The organism is Aurantimonas manganoxydans SI85-9A1 (assembly GCF_000153465.1).
In the GTDB taxonomy this organism is placed as follows: Bacteria; Pseudomonadota; Alphaproteobacteria; order Rhizobiales; family Rhizobiaceae; genus Aurantimonas; species Aurantimonas manganoxydans.
Genome location: NZ_CH672387.1, coordinates 303,988 through 323,452, shown reverse-complemented (window position 1 = coordinate 323,452; position 19,465 = coordinate 303,988). Strand labels below are relative to the sequence as shown.

Below are 19,465 nucleotides of genomic sequence, written 5' to 3'. Positions count from 1 at the left end.
TTGTCGAGCAAAGGATATCCGGTTGCAAGCCGTCCGGCATGCTGGCAATGTTTGCCCCGCTTACAAGGTCGATGGTCCACCATGTGGATGCTCGGGAGGTTGAGCCGGCCTTTGACTTCATTCGATCGGGGAGGACCGACCTTGAAATTCGCCAGACTCGTGGCCGCAACGGCCATCGCCACCACCCTTGCCGCCCTGCAGCTCACGCCGGCCTTTGCCGAGACGCTGCGCCTGTCGCACAACACCAACGACACCACGACCTGGCAGAAGGGCGCCGAGAAGTTCAACGAGCTGCTCAAGGAAAAGAGCGGCGGCGACCTCGACATCCGCATCTTTCCGAACGCCCAGCTGACCGGTGGCGACCAGATGAAGCAGGCCGAGATGGTCGGCCGCGGCGCCCTCGACTTCGTCGTCACCTCGGCGATCAACGTCACCCCGCTGGTGCCCGAGATGGCGGTGTTCTCGCTGCCCTATCTCTACACCGACTATGACGACGTCGACGCCACCACGGCGGGCGCCCCCGGCGACCGCATGGAAGAGATCATGGCCGGCCACGGCATCGTGGTCCTCGCCTGGGGCGAGAACGGCTTCCGCGAGGTGACCAACAACGTCCATCCGATCAAGACGCCGGACGACCTCAAGGGCCTGAAGATGCGCGTCGCCGGCCCGATGTATATCGACGTGATGAACGCGCTGGGCGCCAACCCGCAGCAGATGCAGTGGACCGAGACCTTCTCGGCCCTGCAGCAGGGCGTCGTCGACGGGCAGGAGAACCCGATCGGCGCGGTGATCATCCCGCAGCGCGTCTACGAGGTGCAGAAGTATATCACCCCCTGGCACTATTCCTACGATCCAATCTTCGTCGGCGTCAGCCAGAAGCTCTGGGACAGCTGGGACGCCGAGCGCCAGGAGATGGTCCGCGCCGCCGCCGAGGAGGCGATGGACTACCAGAAGAAGATCACCCGCGAGGACACCGCCTCGGGTATCGAGTTCCTGAAGGAAAAGGGCATGGAGGTCTACGAGGCGAACGCTGAGGAGATCGACGCCTTCCGCCAGGCGACCAAGTCGGCCTACGACACCTGGGCGGCCAAGGTCGGCCCGGAGCTGGTGGCGCTGTTCGAGGACACCGTCGCGAACTCCGGCGACGACGCCGCCAAGCCCGCGAACTGATCGCCTGAAGGGGCGGCGTTGTTCGGCACGCCGCCCGTCCCACCCTGCCGGCCAGCTGGATATGTCGATGCGCGCAGTTCTGGAGGATGCGGAGAAGATCGTCTGCGCGGTGATCTTCCTGGTGATGACCGGGATCGGCTTCCTCAACGTGGTCGTGCGCTATCTGACCAGCTATTCCTTCGCCGCCACCCAGGAGATTCTCCTCAACGGATTTCTTCTGCTGACCATCTTCGGGGCGGCCATCGCCGCCCGCCGCGGCGAACATCTGGCCGTCACCCTCTTCGCCGACCTGTTGCCGCCCGCCGGTCGCCGCGTCGGCCTGTGGCTTTCCACCGGCCTCTCGGTCGCCCTGCTCTGCCTGTCGGCCTGGTACTGCTACGGCCTCCTCGCGCATCAATATGCCAGCGGCGTCACCTCGCCCGGCCTGCAGGTCCCGGCCTGGTACTACACGCTCGGCCTGCCGCTGGGTTTCCTGCTGATCGCCCTGCGCCTCGTCCAGCACACGCTGGGCTTCGACCGCGCCCTGCGCGCCGGGGACGAGCGGCATGCCTGATCTCGATCCGGGCACCCAGATGGTGCTCCTGTTCTTCGTCCTGTTGTTCCTGCGCGTGCCGGTCGCCTTTGCGCTCGGCCTGTCCTCGCTCTACGCCATGTGGGCGATCGGCTTCGGCCTCGATCTCGTCGGCGATCTCCTGGCCAGCGGCATCTCGAAATTCTCGCTGCTGGCGATTCCCTTCTTCATCCTTGCCGGCACTTTGATGGGCACGGTCGGCATCGCCGAGCGGATGATCCGCTTCTTCCGCGTGCTGGTCGGCTCGCTGCCGGGCGGCATGGGCATCGTCGGCACGGTGGTCTGCCTGTTCTGGGGCGCCGTCAGCGGCTCCGGCCCCGCCTCGGTCGCCGCCATCGGCCCGCTGATCATCAAGGGCATGGCTGAGGACGGCTATCCGCGGCCCTTCGCGGCGGCTCTGGTGTGCACCGGCGCTGCCTTGTCGATCGTCATTCCCCCCTCGATCGGCCTCGTCATCTACGGGGTCATCGCCGAAACCTCGATCGCCGAGCTCTTCATCGCGGCGATCGTCCCGGGCATGGTCATGGGCGCGCTGATGCTGCTGACCCTGCCCTTCGCCGACCGCGCCCGCACCGCCGCCCGGTCCGGCGCCGGCCTCGCCTCGCTGGTCCCGCCGCCCTATGCCGACCGTCCCTATGGCGAGCGGGTGGCACGCTCCTTCGTCGACGCCTTCTGGGGCCTGCTGACGCCGGTTGTCATTCTCGGCGGCATCTATGCCGGCATCTTCACCCCGACCGAGGCGGCGATCGTGGCCACGGTCTATGCGCTGCTCGTCGGCCTGTTCGTCTATCGCACCCTGACCTGGCGCAGCCTCTACGCGGCGCTCGTCGAGGCCAGTTCCTCCTCGGCCGTGGTCATGCTGGTCGTCGCCTTCGCCAGCCTGTTCGGCTGGGTGGTCACCGTCGACGACCTCGTCGGCAAATATTCCTCGGTGCTGCTGGGCCTCAGCGACAACCAGTGGGTGATCCTCTTCGTCATCATGGCGGTGGTGCTGGTCGCCGGCATGTTCATGGATGCCATCACCATCATGTTCATCACCCTGCCGATCTTCCTGCCGGTGGTCCGCGAGCTCGGCTGGGACCCGGTGTGGTTCGGTGTCCTCCTGATGGTCAATCTGGCGATCGGCCTGTTCACGCCGCCCGTCGGCATCAATCTCTTCGTCGCCGCCAACATCACCCGCCTGTCGCTGGAAAAGATCGCCGTCGGCGCAATCCCCTTCCTGTTGACCAGCCTCGTCGGCCTCGCCCTCGTCGCCGCCTTCCCCGGGCTGTCCCGGATTCTCACCGCCTTCATGGGCTGAGCGCTAAGCGACGCCGGAACGGTGCGGCTGCCGATGACGCGCGCAGCGAAGATCGCTATCGTCGCGCGCGACGGCGCCCGCCTCACAGCCGGCGCCCCTGAAGAGGAGCTTACCCTTGGCCGAGACCAACGCCCTGCACACGACGCCGCTCGACGCCCTGCATGTGGCGCTCGGCGCCCGGATGGTGCCCTTCGCCGGCTATTCCATGCCCGTGCAATATTCCGCCGGCGTCATGAAGGAGCATCTCCACACCCGCGCCGCCGCCGGCCTGTTCGACGTCTCGCATATGGGCCAGGTCGCGATCCGGCCGAAATCCGGCGATCTCGCCGACGCCGCGCTGGCATTGGAAACGCTGGTACCCGTCGATGTCGCCGGGCTGAAGGAAGGCCGCCAGCGCTATGCGGTCTTCACCAACGCGGACGGCGGCATTCTCGACGATCTGATGATCGCCAATCGCGGCGACCACCTCTTCCTGGTGGTCAACGCCGCCTGCAAGGATCAGGACATCGCCCATCTGCGCGCCGGGCTCGAAGACACGTGCGAGGTCGAGCCCCTGACCGACCGCGCGCTTCTGGCCCTCCAGGGACCGGCCGCCGAGGCGGCGCTTGCCACGCTGAACCCGGCCGTCGCCGAGATGCGCTTCATGGATTTGCGGGCCCTCGACCTCGTCGGCGCCGCCTGCATCGTCTCGCGCTCCGGCTATACCGGCGAGGACGGCTACGAGATCTCGATTCCCGCCGACGCTGCCGAGAAGCTGGCGAAAGCCCTGCTGGCCCTGGAGACGGTGGAGCCGATCGGCCTCGGCGCCCGCGACTCGCTGCGGCTGGAAGCCGGTCTCTGCCTCTATGGCAATGACGTCGACACCACGACGACCCCGGTCGAGGGCGCTCTGGAATGGTCGATGCAGAAGGTCCGCAAGGCCGGCGGCGACCGCGAGGGCGGCTTTCCCGGCGCCGACATTATTCTGAAGCAGCTCGCCGAGGGTGCGACCCGGCGCCGCGTCGGCCTGTTGCCGGAAGGCCGGGCCCCCGTGCGCGGCGGCACCAGCCTGTTCGCCGAGGCCGAGGGCGGCGCGCCGGTCGGCACAGTCACCTCCGGTGGTTTCGGTCCGACACTGGAGGCGCCGGTCGCCATGGGTTACGTTCCGGCCGAACTGGCCGGATCGGGCACCCGGCTTTTCGCGGAAGTCCGTGGCAAGCGGCTGGCCGTGACCGTCACCCCCCTGCCCTTCGTCACACCCGGCTACAAGCGCCGCTGAAGCGAGAGGACGTTTACATGTTGAAGTTCACCGAGGAACACGAGTGGCTGCAGATCGACGGCGACACCGCGACGGTCGGCATCACCGAACACGCTACCACCCAGCTCGGCGACCTCGTCTTCGTCGAACTGCCGGCGGTCGGCACCAGCTTCGCCAAGGGTGACGACGCCGCCGTGGTGGAATCGGTCAAGGCCGCGTCCGAGATCTACGCGCCGCTCGACGGCGAGATCACCGAGGTCAACCAGGCGATCGCCGACGACCCCTCCATCGTCAACAATGACCCGCAGAAGGCCGGCTGGTTCTTCAAGATGAAGCTGTCCGATCCGTCCTCCGCCGACGCGCTGATGGACGAGGCCGCCTACAAGGCGATGGTCGGGTAAGGACTGAACAGCATGGGCACCGAATTCACCGACTACGATCCGTATGATTTCGCCAATCGGCGCCATATCGGTCCGTCTCCCGCCGAGATGGACGACATGCTCGCTCTGCTTGGCGTCGACAGCCTCGATGCGCTGATCGACCAGACCGTGCCTGCCTCGATCCGGCAGGCCGAGCCCCTGGACTGGGGCACGCCGATGACCGAGCGCCAGGCCCTCGACGCGCTGCGCGAGACGGCCGACCTGAACGTCAAGCTCGTCTCGCTGATCGGGCAGGGCTATTACGGCACGATCACGCCGCCGGTCATCCAGCGCAACATTCTGGAGAACCCGGCCTGGTACACAGCCTACACGCCCTACCAGCCGGAGATCAGCCAGGGCCGGCTCGAGGCGCTGTTGAACTTCCAGACGATGATCTGCGACCTCACTGGCCTCGACATCGCCAGCAGCTCGCTGCTCGACGAGGCGACGGCGGCGGCCGAGGCGATGGCCATGGCCCATCGCGTCTCCAAGTCGAAGCGCGACGTCTTCTTCGTCGATGCGGACTGCCATCCGCAGACCATCGGCGTCATCCGCACCCGGGCCGAGCCGCTCGGCCTGTCGGTGGTGGTCGGCGACCCGATGACCGATCTGGTCGCCTCGGACGTCTTCGGCGCCATCGTCCAGTATCCCGGCACCTACGGCCACGTCCACGACTTCACCGCGACCTTCTCTGCGCTCCATGCCGAGAACGCGCTTGCCATTGTCGCCGCCGATCCGCTGGCGCTGGCTCTCCTCAAGACGCCGGGCGACATGGGCGCCGACATCGCCGTCGGCTCCATGCAGCGCTTCGGCGTACCGATGGGCTATGGCGGCCCGCATGCCGCCTACATGGCGGTCAAGGACGCCCACAAGCGCGCCATGCCCGGCCGCATCGTCGGCGTGTCGGTGGATTCGCGCGGCAACCGCGCCTACCGGCTGGCCCTGCAGACCCGCGAGCAGCACATCCGCCGCGAGAAGGCGACGTCCAACATCTGCACCGCCCAGGTGCTGCTGGCCGTCATGGCCTCCATGTATGGCGTCTTCCACGGCCCGACCGGCATCAAGGCGATCGCGCAGCGCGTGCATCAGCGCGCCGCACTGCTCGCCACCGGCCTGGAGAAGCTCGGCTACACCATCGAGCCGGATGCCTTCTTCGACACGATGACCGTCGAGGTCGGCCGGCTGCAGCGGGTGATCCTCGACGTAGCGGTGGCCGGCGGCGTGAACCTGCGCAAGATCGGCGACGACCGCATCGGCATCAGCATCGACGAGCGCACCCGCCCGGGGAATCTGGAGGCGGTCTGGCGGGCCTTCGGCGGCGATTTCGCAGCCGATGATTTCGAAATGGGCTACCGGCTGCCGGACGGCATGCTGCGCACCAGCGACTACATGACCCATCCGGTCTTCCACATGAACCGGGCCGAAAGCGAGATGACCCGCTACATGCGCCGGCTCTCCGACCGGGATCTGGCGCTGGACCGCTCGATGATCCCGCTTGGCTCCTGCACGATGAAGCTCAACGCCACGGCGGAGATGCTGCCCATCACCTGGCCGGAATTTGCCGAGCTGCATCCCTTCGTGCCGCAGGACCAGGCACTGGGCTACAAGGCGCTGATCGACGATCTGTCGGCCAAGCTCTGCGTCATCACCGGCTTCGACGCCGTGTCGATGCAGCCCAATTCGGGCGCCCAGGGCGAATATGCCGGGCTCCTGACCATCCGCGCCTATCACCATGGGCGCGGCGACACCCACCGCGACATCTGCCTGATCCCGACCTCGGCCCATGGCACCAATCCGGCCTCGGCGCAGATGGCCGGCATGAAGGTCGTGCCGGTGCGCTCGGCCGAGAACGGCGACATCGACGTCGAGGATTTCCGCGCCAAGGCGGAGAAGCATGCGGACAATCTCGCCGCCTGCATGATCACCTATCCCTCGACCCACGGCGTGTTCGAGGCGAGCGTCGCCGAGCTGTGCGACATCGTCCACGCCCATGGCGGCCAGGTCTATCTCGACGGCGCCAACATGAACGCCCTGGTCGGCCTTGCCCGCCCCGGCGACATCGGCGCCGATGTCTGCCATCTCAACCTGCACAAGACCTTCTGCATCCCCCATGGCGGCGGCGGTCCGGGCATGGGGCCGATCGCGGTCAAGTCGCATCTGGCCCCGCATCTGCCGGGCCATCCGCAGACCGGCGGCGAGGCCGGCCCGGTCTCGGCGGCGCCCTTCGGCTCGCCCTCGATCCTGCCGATCTCCTGGAGCTACTGCCTGATGATGGGCGGTGCCGGCCTCACCCAGGCGACCAAGGTGGCGATCCTCAACGCCAACTACATCGCCCGCCGCCTGCAGGACGCCTATCCGGTGCTCTACAAGGCGAAGAACGGCCGGGTCGCGCACGAATGCATCATCGACACCCGCATCCTGCAGGACAGCGCCGGAGTCACCGTCGACGACGTCGCCAAGCGGCTGGTCGATTGCGGCTTCCACGCCCCGACCATGAGCTGGCCGGTGTCCGGCACGCTGATGATCGAGCCGACCGAATCCGAGCCCAAGGCCGAGCTCGACCGCTTCTGCGACGCCATGCTGGCGATCCGCGAGGAGGCGCGGGCCATCGAGGAGGGCCGGATCGACCGCGACAACAACCCGCTGAAGAACGCCCCGCATACGGTGGAGGATCTGGTCGGCGACTGGGACCGTCCCTACAGCCGCGAGCAGGCCTGCTTCCCGCCCGGAGCCTTCCGGGTCGACAAGTACTGGGCGCCGGTCAACCGGGTCGACAATGTCTATGGCGACCGCAACCTCGTCTGCTCCTGCCCGCCGATGGAAGCCTATCAGGAAGCTGCCGAATAGCGCGGGAGCGGCCGGCACAAGGGCCTAACGTATACATTGACACGGCGCGTTGCGGCACCGATAGTCGCAGCCGGAGTTGAGGCGTCGCCGCAAGGCGGCGCTTCGAGAAGGGGAGACGGGGCAGACATCCTGCCTCTGGCGGGCAGCCATCCGGTACTGCCGCGCAACTGATCTGGGAGGATCCATGTACAGACGCACCTTGATGACCCTCGCCGCGGCACTGATGGGCACGACACTGCTCGGCGCCGGCGCAGCGACCGCACAGGAATACCCGGAACGGCCGATCCAGATGATCGTGCCCTGGGGCGCCGGCGGCGGCACCGATGCGGTGGGCCGCATCTTCGCCTCGCTGCTGCAGGAAGAGCTGGGCGTTCCGGTCAATGTCGTGAACCGCACCGGCGGTTCGGGCGTCGTCGGCCACAGCGCCATCGCCAATGCGGAACCCGATGGCTACACGCTGGGCATCATGACGATCGAGATCGACATGATGCACTGGCAGGGCCTGACCGAGCTGACCTACGAGGACTTCGACATCCTCGCTCTGGTCAACGCCGATCCGGGCGGCGTCATGGTCTCGGCCGATTCCGAATATGATTCGCTCGAGAAGCTGCTCGAGGCGCTCAAGTCGGAGCCGAAGGGTACCTTCAAGGGCTCCGGAACCGGCCAGGGCGGCATCTGGCATCTCGGCCTCGCCGGCTGGCTCCTGTCGGAAGATCTCGCACCGGATCAGGTGACCTGGGTTCCGAGCCAGGGCGCGGCGCCGGGCATCACCGACATGGTCGCCGGCGGCGTGGACATCGTGCCGTCGTCGCTGGCCGAAGGTCGCTCGATGATCGACGCCGAGCGCGTGCGTCCGCTGGCCACCATGTCGGCCGAGCGCCAGGAAGCCTTCCCGGACGTGCCGACCCTGAAGGAAGCCACCGGCTCGGACTGGACCCTCGCGGTCTGGCGCACGGTCGTCGGTCCCGACGGCATGCCCGACGACGTCAAGTCCAAGCTGACGGCGGCCATCGAGAAGGCCTACAACAGCGACGAGTACCAGACCTTCATGAATGACCGCGGCTTCGGCATGCGCTGGGCCGCCGGCGAGGATGCGACGAAGATCGTCGCCGACGACGACGCCAGCCTGGGCGAAGTCATGAAGAAAGCCGGTCTGGCCAAGTGACGGAACGACAGCGGCGGCGCCATCAGGCGTCGCCGCTGCCTTTTCGGGCTCCCGCGACCGTCAGCCGCGTCGGCCTCATGGGCCGGCCACGCACCGCGGCCGTCACCACCGCGCCGTTTCGCATGCTGCCCCTCTGCCCTGCCCCTTCCGGCAGGGGATGCTCTTCGAACCGGCGCCAGGCGCCGTCCGATCCCCCGAACGGCCCCGAGGCGAGGATGTCACCGCGTCCATGAAACTGAACGATCTTTCCCTTGGCGTTCTCGCGCTTCTGTGCGGCGGCGGAATCTACCTCTCCGCGCTGCAGTTCTCGCCCATTCCGGGGCAGGCCTACGGGGCCGAGACCATGCCCACCACCATCGCCCTCGTCGCGATGGGCCTGGGCCTGTTCATGATCGGCAAGGCGGTGATCGCCGGGACCGACCAGCCCGCTTTGGCGCTGGCCGAATGGGCCCGCTCGCCGGTGGCGCTGATCGGCCTGTCGGTCGCGCTGGGCCTCATCCTCTTCTACATCCTGTTTTCCAAGGCGCTCGGCTTCGTGCCCACCGCCTTCGTGGTGATCCTCACCCTGATGCTCACCCTGCGCACCCGGCCGGTGACCGCGATCGTCGTGTCGCTCCTGGCGACCATCGTCATTCAGCAGGCCTTCGGCCGCCTGCTGCTCGTTCCGCTTCCGCGCAGCGCCCTCGGATTTCTCTGGTAGTCGATCATGTCCGTTATCGTGGAAGCCTTCGGGCTCGTCTTCCAGCCTTACGTCCTGCTGGTCATCCTGGGGTCCGCCTGCTTCGGCATGTTCGTCGGCGCCATTCCCGGCCTGACCGCGACCATGGCGACGGCGCTGCTGGTGCCGATCACCTTCTTCATGGATCCGGTGCCGGCCATCGCGGCGATCGTCACCGCCACGGCCATGGCGATCTTCGCCGGTGACATTCCCGGCGCCATGCTGCGCATGCCCGGCACGCCCGCCAGCGCCGCCTATGTGGAGGATGCCTACCGCATGACGCGGTCCGGCCGGTCCGAGGAAGCCCTCGGTGCGGCCCTGGTGTTCTCCTCGATCGGCGGCATCTTCGGCACCATCGTCCTCGTCACCGCTTCGCCGGCGCTGGCCGAAGTGGCGCTGAAATTCTCCTCCTTCGAGTATTTCTGGCTGGTCGTGCTCGGCCTCTCCTGCGCGATCTTCGTGTCGCCGGGCTCGGTGACCCGCGGCATCATCTCGCTGCTGATCGGCCTGTTCGCCGCCACCGTCGGCATCGACAATCCGGCCGGCGAGCCGCGCTACACCTTCGGCAATGTCGAGCTTCTGGCCGGCGTCCAGTTCATTCCCGCGATGATCGGCCTCTTCGCCGTCTCCGAAGTGCTGCGCTCGGTCGTGGCGCGCGTCGACCGGCCGGCCATCGCCCGGTCCGGCGGCGACGGCATCTTCGTCAGCCAGTGGAAGAACTTCAAGCGCTACCCGGTCCAGGTGTTTCGCGGCAGCGCGCTGGGCACCGCGATCGGCGCGCTTCCCGGCGCTGGCGCCGACATTGCCGCGTGGATTTCCTATGCGGTCAGCAAGCGCTTTTCCAAGACGCCGCAGAAATTCGGGACCGGCCATGTCGAGGGCCTCGTCGAGGCCGGCGCGTCCAACAACGGCGCGGTCAGCGGCGCCTGGATTCCGGCGCTGGTCTTCGGCATTCCCGGCGATTCCATCACCGCGATCGTCATCGGCGTGCTCTACATCAAGGGCATCAATCCGGGGCCGACGGTGTTCATCAACGACCCGCAGCTCATCTACGCGGTGTTCATCGTCTTCTTCCTCGCCAACATCATCATGCTGCCGCTGGGCTGGGTGGCGATCAAGTCGGCCGGCACCATTCTGTCGATCCCCGAGCGGGTCCTGATGCCGATTATCCTGATGTTCTGCATCGTCGGTTCCTTCGCCATCAACAACTCGATCTTCGGCGTCATCCTGATGCTGATCTTCGGCATTCTCGGCTTCCTGATGGACGAGAACGACATCCCGATCGCCCCGGCGATCCTCGGTCTCGTGCTCGGGCCCATGCTGGAGCAGAACTTCATCACCTCGATGATCAAGGCCGATGGCAGCTTCCTGGCCTTCTTCGAGCGGCCGATCGCCGCCGGGCTCGGCCTGTTCACCATCGCCATCTGGTTCCTGCCGCTGATCATGATGATGCTCATGCGACGCAAAAAGGGATCGGCGCGACCGGAACCTGCGGGCCGCGACTGATCCGCGCCCGGCCGAGGCCGGCGGCGCGAAATCCTTCCATCATAAGCCTTGCGTAACAAACGCCGGCGATGAATTCAGACGATTCATCGCCGGCAAACGACTTTACGTGCAGTGCAGCAGAAGCTATGAGAACGATCGTTCGCTCTCAGACCCGGATGCTGCCCTTGCCTGCGACCACGCCCCTGCCCGACGGCCCTGCGATGACGGCCCAGGACCAGCGCCGCGTTCAGGTGCTGGCCGCCGCGCGGGCCTGTTTCGCCAGGGCCGGCTTTCATGGCGCGTCGATGCAACAGATCTGCGCCGAGGCGAAGATGAGCCCCGGGGCGCTCTACCGGTATTTTCCGTCCAAGGACGCGATCATCGAGGCGATCGCCGAGGAAGAGCGGGGCAACGCCGCCAATTGCATGGCCCTGCTCGGCGGCCCCGGCAGCATCTTCGACCGCATCGTCGCCGTGGCGATGGAGTATCTGCGCCAGACGCTGGATCCCGATACCGGCGGGCTGATGGTCGAGATCTGCTCGGAAAGCATCCGCAACACCACCATCGGCAAGCGTTTCCACGAGATCGAGCTGGAAGTGCGCCGGGCCTTTCGCGAAGCCCTGCAGCAGGCCCATGGCCGCGGCGAGATCGCCGCCGACATCGATCTGGGCGTCGTCCTCACCGTGCTCCTGTCGGTCGGCGACGGTCTGGTGATGCGCCTGCAGATCGAACAGGACTTCGACATCGAAACCATCGAGCCGTATCTGCGGCGCATCGTGGAGGGCCTCCTGGCTCCCCGGCCACCCGCCGCCGCTTGAATTCCGCGCCGCCCTGCGGCGATCACCTGACCCGACATGGTCGGCGACGGACGTTCCATCAGGCGGGCCCGGCCCGCAAGAGATCGAGGCCTCCCATGTCCCTGCGTCCCCTCGCCCTTCTTCTGGCAGCCACCGTCGCGGCCTTGCCGGTCGGCGCCATGGCGCAGGATGCGCCGGCCGCGACCGCCGCGCTGCAGGCACCCAGCGTGTCCGTCGTCGAGGCGAAGCGTCGCGAGATCGTCTCCACCGTCACCGTCACGGGCACGTTGCGGCCGCGCGAGACCGTCGTCGTCGGCAGCGATGTCGAAGGCTTGCGGATCAAGGCCCTGCTGGCGGACGAGGGCGACATGGTGGCCGCAGGCGAAATCCTCGCCCGGCTCGACACCGACATGATCGAGATCGGCCTCGCCCGCAGCCAGTCCCAGACCGCGCGCGCCGATGCCGCGATCGCCCAGGCGAAGAGCCGCATTGCCGAAGCCGAGTCGATCGCGACCGAAGCCCAGTCCGCCCTTGCCCGCACAAGGCCGCTGGCGAAGAAGGGCATCGTTGGCCAGGACGTCCTCGACCAGCGCGTGTCGGCCGCCGCCTCCGCCGACGCCGCGCTCGCCAGCGCCCGCCAAGGTGTCGCCGTCGCCGAAGCCGACCGGGCGCTGACCCTTGCCGAGCGGCGCGAACTGGAACTGCGCAAGGCAAAGGCCGAGATCAAGGCCCCCACGGATGGTCTGATCCTGTCGCGAGCCGCCCGCCTCGGCAGCGTCGTCTCTGGCAGCAGCGGCGGCCTGTTCGAGATCGCCCGCGACGGTCAGATCGAGCTGGACGCCGAGGTCGGCGAAACCGTGCTGCGTCGCCTGGCCGAAGGGCAGGCGGTGTCGGTCACCCTGGCCGGCGGCGGCGAACCGGTCACCGGCGAGATCCGCCTCGTTTCGCCCATGGTGGATGCGACGACACGGCTCGGCCGTATCCGCGTCGCCCTGACCGCCTCGTCCGAGCTTCGCACCGGCAGCTTTGCCCGCGGCGTGGTCGAGACGGACCGCTCCACCGGCGTCGTCGTTCCGCGCACCGCGATCATTGCGGATGCCGACACGGCCGTGGTGCAGGTGGTGCGCGACGGCACCATCGAGACCCGCGAGGTCACCCTCGGCATCACCACCGGCAGCGACGCCGAGATCCTCGAAGGGCTCGAGGCCGGCGACCAGGTCGTGGCGCTGGCCGGCACCTTCGTGCGTGACGGCGACGCAGTGACGGCCGTCGCCCTCAAGAGCGCGGAGGGCGAAGGATGAACTGGAACTTCTCCGCCTGGGCGATCCGTAACCCGGTCCCGCCGATCCTCCTGTTCTTCGTGCTGGTGGCGCTGGGCATCTCCAGCTTCATCAGCCTGCCGATCACGCGCTTTCCCAATATCGACGTGCCGGTCGTCGCCGTCACGATCACCGAATCCGGTGCTGCACCGTCGGAGCTGGAGACGCAGGTCACCAAGAAGGTCGAGGATGCCATCGCCGGCATTTCCGGCGTCAAGCACGTCACCTCCACCATCACCGACGGCTCCTCGGTGACGGCGGCCGAATTCCGGCTGGAGATCGACACGGACCGCGCCACCAACGACGTCAAGGACGCGGTGGCCAAGATCCGCTCCGATCTGCCGCTGACGATCGACGAACCGGTCATCCAGCGCATCGAGGTCGAGAACCAGTCGATCGTCACCTATGCGGCGGCCTCGCCCGGCAAGACGCCGGAGCAATTGTCCTGGTTCGTCGACGACGTGGTCATCCGCGCCTTGCAGGGGCTCAACGGCGTCGGCCGGGTCGAGCGCATGGGCGGCGTCGAGCGCGAGATCCAGGTGCGGCTCGATCCCGACCGGCTGGCCGCGCTCGGCGTGACCGCCGGCGAGGTCAACCGGCAGCTGCGCTCGACCAATGTCGACCTGTCGGGCGGTCGCGGCGAATTCGGCGGCCAGGAACAGGCGATCCGCACCCTCTCCTCCGCCGACACGGTACAGGGGCTCGCCGAGACGCGCATCTATCTGCGCGGCGGCCGGCAGGTGCGCCTCGCCGAACTCGGCGAGGTCGTCGACAATTGGGAGAAGCCCCGCTCCTTCGCCCGGCTCGATGGCCGGCCGGTCGTCGCCTTCTCGATCTACCGCTCCAAGGGCGCCAGCGACACGACGGTCGCCGACCGCGCTGCCGAGGCCGTGGCCAAGCTCGCCGCGGCCAACCCGGACGTCACCTTCTCCAAGATCGACGACAGCGTCACCTACACCTACGGCAATTTCGAATCCGCCATGGAGACCCTCGCCGAGGGCGCGCTCCTGGCGGTCATCGTGGTGCTGCTGTTCCTGCGCGACTGGCGCGCCACGGCCGTCGCGGCGATTACCCTGCCGCTCGCTGCCATTCCCACCTTCTGGGCGATGGACCTGATGGGCTTCTCGCTCAATCTGGTCAGCCTTCTCGCCATCACGCTGGTCACCGGCATTCTCGTCGACGACGCCATCGTCGAGATCGAGAACATCGAGCGCCATATCGGCATGGGCAAGAAGCCCTACCGCGCCGCCATGGAAGCGGCCGACGAGATCGGCCTCGCCGTCATCGCCATTACCATGACGATCATTGCCGTGTTTTCGCCGGTGAGCTTCATGGGCGGCATTGCCGGCCAGTACTTCAAGCAGTTCGGCCTGACGGTCGCCATGGCGGTGTTCTTCTCGCTGCTCGTCGCCCGGCTGATCACCCCGATGCTGGCGGCCTATTTCTTCCACGCCCATGCGGTGGGCGGGCCGAGCTTCGGGCGGCTGCTGCGCCGCCGGCTGATGCTGCTGGCACCGCTGGCGGGCCTCGCCATCGGCGTGCTCTTCGCCATCGCCTTCCTGCCCTCTGCCGGACCGGACAATCCGGTGGCCGGAGCCCTCGGCCCCTATGCCGCCATGGTACCCGCACTGAGCTTCGATCAGGCGACGGAGCTGTCGCTCTTCGTCATGGCCGGCGCCGTGGGGCTGGCGATCCTCCTCGCCTATCTGGGCATGCCGCACCCGACCGAGCAGAGCGACGGCCTGTTGATGCGGGCCTATACCAGCTTCCTGCGCCTGACCGTGCGCTGGCGCTGGATCACGCTGGCGGTCGGCATCGGCCTCTTCGCCCTGTCGATCGATGCGGTGAAATATCTGCCGACCGGCTTCATTCCCAAGGAAGACGCCTCGCGCATCGTCGTGTCGCTGGAACTGCCGCCCGGCTCGACGCTGGAAACCACCCGCGCCGTCACCGACGACGCCGTCGCCTCGATCCGCGAACTGCCGGAGGTGCGCAGCGTCCTGGTGATCGGCGGCGCCAGTCCGACCGGCACGCTGGAGGTCCGGCGCGCCGCGCTGACCATCAATCTGACGCGCAAGTTCGAGCGCACCCGCAGCCAGGCCCAGCTCGAGCCGATCATCGACGCCAGGCTGGCGGCGATCCCGGACATCCGCTCCTATTACGTCAACGACCGCGGCGAGCGCGAACTCTCCGTCGGCATCCTCGGCGACGACGGCGCGAAGGTGTCCGCCGCCGCGGCCGACCTCGAAGCTCAGATGCGGCGCGATCCGATTTTCGCCAACCCTTCGGCCATGGCGTCCTTCGCCCGGCCCGAAATCCGCATCGTGCCGCGGCTCGACAAGGCCGCCGATCTCGCGATCGCGCCCGACGCCATCTCCGAGACGGTGCGCGTCGCCACCATCGGCGACGTCGGCGCAAATCTCGCCAAGTTCAATGTCGGCACGCGGCAGGTGCCGATCCGGGTGGAACTGCGCGAAAGCGCCCGCCAGGACCTGTCGACCATCCGCAATCTGCGGGTGACGACCGGCACCGGCGCCTCCGTGCCGTTGGACAGCGTCGCCGATATCGGCTTCGGCCAAGGCCCCTCGACCATCGACCGCTACGACCGCGAGCGGCTGGTGAAGGTCGGCACCTCGATGGCGCCGGGTTTCGAGATCGGCCAGGGCAGCGAGAAGATCATGTCGCTGCCCGCGGTGAAGGATCTGCCGCCCGGCGTGCGCATCCAGGAAGTCGGCGACGCCGAAATCCAGGGAGAGGTCTTCGCCGGCTTCGCCTCGGCCATGAGCGCCGGCATCATGATGGTGCTGGTCGTGCTGATCCTGCTGTTCGGCAGTGTCTTCCTGCCGCTGACCATCCTCGCCTCACTGCCGTTGTCGGTCGGCGGCGTGGTCGGCGCCCTGCTCATCACCCACACGGCGATCTCCATGCCGGTGGTCATCGGCATCCTGATGCTGATGGGCATCGTCACCAAGAACTCGATCATGCTGGTGGATTTCGCCGTCGAGCAGGAAAAGCACGGCATGCCCCAGACCGAGGCGATCATCGACGCCGGCCGCAAGCGCGCCCGGCCGATCATCATGACCACGCTGGCCATGGCGGCCGGCATGGTGCCGGCGGCCATGGCGACGGGCGAAGGCGGCGAGTTCCGCGCGCCCATGGCGATCGCGGTGATCGGCGGCCTTCTGGTCTCCACCGTCCTGTCGCTGATCTTCATCCCGTCGGTCTATACGTTGATGGACGATCTCAGCCACATGGTCGGCCGGCTGTTCCGCTGGCTCGTGCGGCCGAACGCCAGCGACGACGGCGACGCGACTGGCGAGCATCCGGCCACCCCCGTGCATGCGGCCGAAACGGACGCGGCGGAGGATCAACCCGACGTACCGTCCTGGCGCCGGGTGACGGAATTCCCCCAGCGCGCCAAGGACGAACTGCCGGCGCCCAAGATGCAGCCCGCCGCCGAATAGTCCCGGCGGCGGCCGGCAACCGCGGTGTCAGCCGGCCGCGCCGTCCGAGCCGGTGAGGCTGAATTCGGCAAAGACCGCGTCGGTGTCCTCGCCCAGCGCCGGCACGCGGCCGAATTCCGGCAGCTTTCCGTCGACGAGGAAGCCCGGCGCCAGCATCGTTACCGGCCCGGTCGGCGTCTCCACCGTCACCGTGCGGTTCTGGGCGTGGTGCTTCACGTCTTCCATGGTCGACAGGCGTCCATAGGCGATCTTCGCCGCTTCCAGCTTCTCGGCCATGGCATCGCGATCGAAGCGCGAGAACACCTCCTGGATGATCGCCTCCAGCGCCGGCCGATTGGCGACCCGCGCATTGTTCGAGGCGAAGCGTTCGTCGGAGGCCAGATCCGGCAGCTCCAGCGCCCTGGCGCAGAGATTGGCCCATTCCCGCTCGTTCTGGATCGAGAACAGGATCGCCCGCTTGTCGGCGCATTCGAAGACGCCGTAGGGCGCGATGGTCGGATGCGAGAGGCCGTTGCGCGGCGGTGTCTTGCCGCCATAGACATACTGAAGATACGGCACGTTCATCCAGTCCGACAAGGCGTGGAACAGCGACAGCGAGATGTGCCGCCCCTTGCCGCTGCGCTCGCGCACGAACAGCGCCTGCATGATCGACGACAGCGCCGTCATGCCGGCAGCAATGTCGCAGACCGAGACGCCGACGCGGGCCGGCCCTTCCGCATTACCGGTGACCGAGGACAGACCGGTCTCGGCCTGCACCAGGAGGTCGTAGGCCTTCAGATGCGCGAAGGGGCCGTCGTCGCCATAGCCGGAAATCGCGCAGGTGATCAGCCGGGGAAAGCGTTCCCGCAGTTCCGCCATGTCGAAGCCCAGCCGCGAGATGACGCCGGGGGCGAGGTTCTGGATGAACACGTCGGCCTCGCCGATCAGCACCGCCAGGCGCTCCCGGTCGGTCGGGTCCTTCAGGTCCAGCCGGACCGATTCCTTGCCGCGGTTGAGCCAGACGAAATAGGCGCTCTCGCCATGGACGAGACTGTCGTAGCCGCGGGCGAAGTCGCCCTGCGGCCGCTCGATCTTCAAAACCCGCGCCCCGGCATCGGCCAGCCGCCCCGAGACGTAGGGGGCGGCAACCGCCTGCTCGACGGAGACGACCAGGATGCCGGCGAGATCATCGTTCATGGGGCTCTCCGCAGGTTTCGAGCAGCAGACAGGATGCGCTCGGATCAGGACCGTGACCGCCCTGAGCGACCGTTCCCACGGCGGTGACATCGTAAGGCAGGAAATGCAATAACCGGCCGCCCCGCCATCGACGCGACACGACGCGGCCATAGGGGCCGGGTATGGGCGGGGACCGGCCAGGAGGAAACCGACATGGGCGCAGCGCCGATTGCCGAAGCCGACTTCATCCGGTCCGTCGCCGACGCGCTGCAATACATCTCGGTCTATCATCCGCCGGACTTCGTCGCCCATCTCACCCGGGCCTATGAGCGCGAGGAAAGCCCGACCGCGCGCAGCGCCATGGCGCAGATCCTGGTCAATTCCCGCATGTCGGCGCTCGGCAAGCGGCCGATGTGCCAGGACACCGGCACCGTCAACGTCTTCGTCAAGATCGGCATGCAGGCGCGCATCGACAGCCGCCGCTCGCTGGCCGAGCTCGTCGACGAGGCCGTCGCCCACGCTTACACCGACCCGGCCAATCCGCTGCGCGCCTCGATCGTCGCGGACCCGATCTTCGAGCGCCGCAACACCGGCAACAACGCGCCGGCCGTCACCCATGTCGAGATGGTCTCCGGGGACAGATTGAAGGTGACCGTCGCGGCCAAGGGCGGCGGCTCGGAGAACAAGGCACGCTTTGCCGCGCTCAATCCCGGCGCCTCGATCGTCGACTGGGTGCTGGAAACGGTCGAGGGCCTCGGGGCCGGCTGGTGCCCGCCCGGCCTTCTCGGCATCGGTGTCGGCGGCACGGCCGAAAAGGCGATGATCCTCGCCAAGGAATCGCTGCTCGCCCCGATCGACATGACCGACCTTCTCGCCCGCGGCCCCGCCTCGAAGCTCGAGGAGCTGCGGATCGAGATCTACGAGGCGGTGAACGCCCTCGGCATCGGCGCGCAGGGCCTCGGCGGCCTGACCACGGTGCTCGACGTCAAGATCGCCACCCATCCGACCCATGCCGCCTCCAAGCCGGTCGGGCTGATCCCGCAATGCGTCGCCGACCGGCACATGAGCTTCGTCCTCGACGGCTCGGGCCCCGCGACCTTCGTTCCGCCGTCGATCGATCTGTGGCCGCAGATCGCGCTGGCCGGCGCCGGCGAGACCCGCCGCGTCGATCTCGACCGGATCACCCCGGAAGAGGTGGCGGGCTGGAAGGCCGGCGAGACGCTGCTCCTGTCGGGCCGGCTCCTGACCGGCCGCGACGCCGCCCACAAGCGCATGGCGGCCATGCTCGATCGCGGCGAACCGCTGCCCGTCGATCTGAAGGGGCGGGCCATCTATTATGTCGGCCCGGTCGATCCGATCGGCGACGAGGTGGTCGGCCCGGCCGGTCCCACCACCTCCACCCGCATGGACCCGTTCACCGACCAGATCCTCGCCGCGACGGGGCTTCTGGTGATGATCGGCAAGGCCGAGCGCGGACCGGCCGCCATCGATGCCATCCGTCGGCACGGCGCCGCCTATCTCATCGCCGTCGGCGGCGCGGCCTATCTGGTGTCGAAGGCGATCCGCTCGTCCCGCGTCCTGGCCTTAGAGGATCTCGGCATGGAGGCGATCCGCGAATTCACCGTCGAGGACATGCCGGTCACCGTCGCGGTCGACGCGACCGGCACCTCGATCCACACCACGGGCCCAGCCGGGTGGCGCCGCCCGCAGATCCGCGCCGGCGGTGCGCCGGTCTCCGCCTGATCCGCGCGCTCGCGTTCACGCAATGGCGATTGCAGCCCTGGCCGAAGTGGCGATAACGTCGCGCGGACAGGGATG

The 19,465-nt window shown here is 67.7% G+C and carries 14 protein-coding genes; 13 read left to right on the top strand and 1 reads right to left on the bottom strand.

Going from position 1 to position 19,465, the window contains the following annotated elements:
- The first annotated feature begins 141 nt into the window (after nt 1-141).
- The 12 genes from SI859A1_RS01795 (at nt 142) to SI859A1_RS01740 (ending at nt 16,492) form a co-directional block, all read left to right on the top strand.
- The gene (locus tag SI859A1_RS01795; protein WP_040325009.1) at nt 142-1,170 is read left to right on the top strand and encodes a DctP family TRAP transporter solute-binding subunit; all 1,029 of its coding nucleotides are present in this window, start codon (nt 142-144) and stop codon (nt 1,168-1,170) included.
- Between the two features lie 67 nt (nt 1,171-1,237).
- Nucleotides 1,238-1,723 (top strand): TRAP transporter small permease, encoded by a 486-nt coding sequence (locus tag SI859A1_RS01790; protein ID WP_040325007.1) that lies wholly within the window; start codon nt 1,238-1,240, stop codon nt 1,721-1,723.
- Nucleotides 1,716-3,041 carry a TRAP transporter large permease gene (locus SI859A1_RS01785; RefSeq protein WP_009208166.1) on the top strand — a complete coding sequence of 442 codons (1,326 nt, stop codon included), beginning with the start codon at nt 1,716-1,718 and terminating at the stop codon, nt 3,039-3,041. The genes SI859A1_RS01790 and SI859A1_RS01785 overlap by 8 nt, the downstream gene beginning before the upstream one ends.
- A 115-nt stretch (nt 3,042-3,156) precedes the next feature.
- Nucleotides 3,157-4,299, top strand: coding sequence for a glycine cleavage system aminomethyltransferase GcvT (gene gcvT / locus SI859A1_RS01780; RefSeq protein ID WP_009208165.1), 1,143 nt, complete (start codon nt 3,157-3,159; stop codon nt 4,297-4,299).
- Nucleotides 4,300-4,316: 17 nt separating this feature from the next.
- A complete protein-coding gene (gene gcvH / locus SI859A1_RS01775; protein ID WP_040325005.1) occupies nt 4,317-4,679 on the top strand; it encodes a glycine cleavage system protein GcvH in 363 nt (120 codons plus the stop codon).
- Between the two features lie 12 nt (nt 4,680-4,691).
- Nucleotides 4,692-7,544, top strand: a complete 2,853-nt coding sequence (gcvP, locus tag SI859A1_RS01770) for an aminomethyl-transferring glycine dehydrogenase (RefSeq protein ID WP_009208164.1) — start codon at nt 4,692-4,694, stop codon at nt 7,542-7,544.
- Between the two features lie 184 nt (nt 7,545-7,728).
- Nucleotides 7,729-8,709, top strand: coding sequence for a Bug family tripartite tricarboxylate transporter substrate binding protein (locus SI859A1_RS01765; protein ID WP_040325003.1), 981 nt, complete (start codon nt 7,729-7,731; stop codon nt 8,707-8,709).
- Between the two features lie 229 nt (nt 8,710-8,938).
- Nucleotides 8,939-9,409 (top strand): tripartite tricarboxylate transporter TctB family protein, encoded by a 471-nt coding sequence (locus SI859A1_RS01760; protein ID WP_040325001.1) that lies wholly within the window; start codon nt 8,939-8,941, stop codon nt 9,407-9,409.
- A gap of 6 nt (nt 9,410-9,415) precedes the next feature.
- Complete coding sequence (locus SI859A1_RS01755; protein ID WP_009208162.1) at nt 9,416-10,933, top strand: tripartite tricarboxylate transporter permease; 1,518 nt, start codon at nt 9,416-9,418, stop codon at nt 10,931-10,933.
- Between the two features lie 155 nt (nt 10,934-11,088).
- Complete coding sequence (locus SI859A1_RS01750; protein ID WP_420804758.1) at nt 11,089-11,730, top strand: TetR/AcrR family transcriptional regulator; 642 nt, start codon at nt 11,089-11,091, stop codon at nt 11,728-11,730.
- Nucleotides 11,731-11,825: 95 nt separating this feature from the next.
- A complete protein-coding gene (locus SI859A1_RS01745; RefSeq protein ID WP_040324999.1) occupies nt 11,826-13,010 on the top strand; it encodes an efflux RND transporter periplasmic adaptor subunit in 1,185 nt (394 codons plus the stop codon).
- Nucleotides 13,007-16,492, top strand: a complete 3,486-nt coding sequence (locus SI859A1_RS01740; RefSeq protein WP_009208159.1) for an efflux RND transporter permease subunit — start codon at nt 13,007-13,009, stop codon at nt 16,490-16,492. Before SI859A1_RS01745 ends, SI859A1_RS01740 begins: the two co-directional genes overlap by 4 nt.
- A 27-nt stretch (nt 16,493-16,519) precedes the next feature.
- On the opposite strand, the gene SI859A1_RS01735 is transcribed toward SI859A1_RS01740, so the two are convergent.
- The gene (locus tag SI859A1_RS01735) at nt 16,520-17,668 is read right to left on the bottom strand and encodes a CaiB/BaiF CoA transferase family protein (RefSeq protein ID WP_040324997.1); all 1,149 of its coding nucleotides are present in this window, start codon (nt 17,666-17,668) and stop codon (nt 16,520-16,522) included.
- A 192-nt stretch (nt 17,669-17,860) separates the two neighbouring features.
- On the opposite strand from SI859A1_RS01735, the gene SI859A1_RS01730 reads away from it, so the two are divergent.
- Nucleotides 17,861-19,390 carry a fumarate hydratase gene (locus SI859A1_RS01730; protein WP_009208157.1) on the top strand — a complete coding sequence of 510 codons (1,530 nt, stop codon included), beginning with the start codon at nt 17,861-17,863 and terminating at the stop codon, nt 19,388-19,390.
- Nucleotides 19,391-19,465 lie beyond the last annotated feature (75 nt).

Coding starts and splice junctions, on each gene's coding strand:
- SI859A1_RS01785 (WP_009208166.1), top strand. CDS start 1,716: ATGCCTGATCTCGATCCGGGCACCCAGATGGTGCTCCTGTTCTTCGTC.
- SI859A1_RS01790 (WP_040325007.1), top strand. CDS start 1,238: ATGCGCGCAGTTCTGGAGGATGCGGAGAAGATCGTCTGCGCGGTGATC.
- SI859A1_RS01740 (WP_009208159.1), top strand. CDS start 13,007: ATGAACTGGAACTTCTCCGCCTGGGCGATCCGTAACCCGGTCCCGCCG.
- SI859A1_RS01730 (WP_009208157.1), top strand. CDS start 17,861: ATGGGCGCAGCGCCGATTGCCGAAGCCGACTTCATCCGGTCCGTCGCC.
- SI859A1_RS01750 (WP_420804758.1), top strand. CDS start 11,089: ATGCTGCCCTTGCCTGCGACCACGCCCCTGCCCGACGGCCCTGCGATG.
- SI859A1_RS01745 (WP_040324999.1), top strand. CDS start 11,826: ATGTCCCTGCGTCCCCTCGCCCTTCTTCTGGCAGCCACCGTCGCGGCC.
- SI859A1_RS01765 (WP_040325003.1), top strand. CDS start 7,729: ATGTACAGACGCACCTTGATGACCCTCGCCGCGGCACTGATGGGCACG.
- SI859A1_RS01735 (WP_040324997.1), bottom strand. CDS start 17,668: ATGAACGATGATCTCGCCGGCATCCTGGTCGTCTCCGTCGAGCAGGCG.
- gcvH (WP_040325005.1), top strand. CDS start 4,317: ATGTTGAAGTTCACCGAGGAACACGAGTGGCTGCAGATCGACGGCGAC.
- SI859A1_RS01755 (WP_009208162.1), top strand. CDS start 9,416: ATGTCCGTTATCGTGGAAGCCTTCGGGCTCGTCTTCCAGCCTTACGTC.
- SI859A1_RS01760 (WP_040325001.1), top strand. CDS start 8,939: ATGAAACTGAACGATCTTTCCCTTGGCGTTCTCGCGCTTCTGTGCGGC.
- gcvP (WP_009208164.1), top strand. CDS start 4,692: ATGGGCACCGAATTCACCGACTACGATCCGTATGATTTCGCCAATCGG.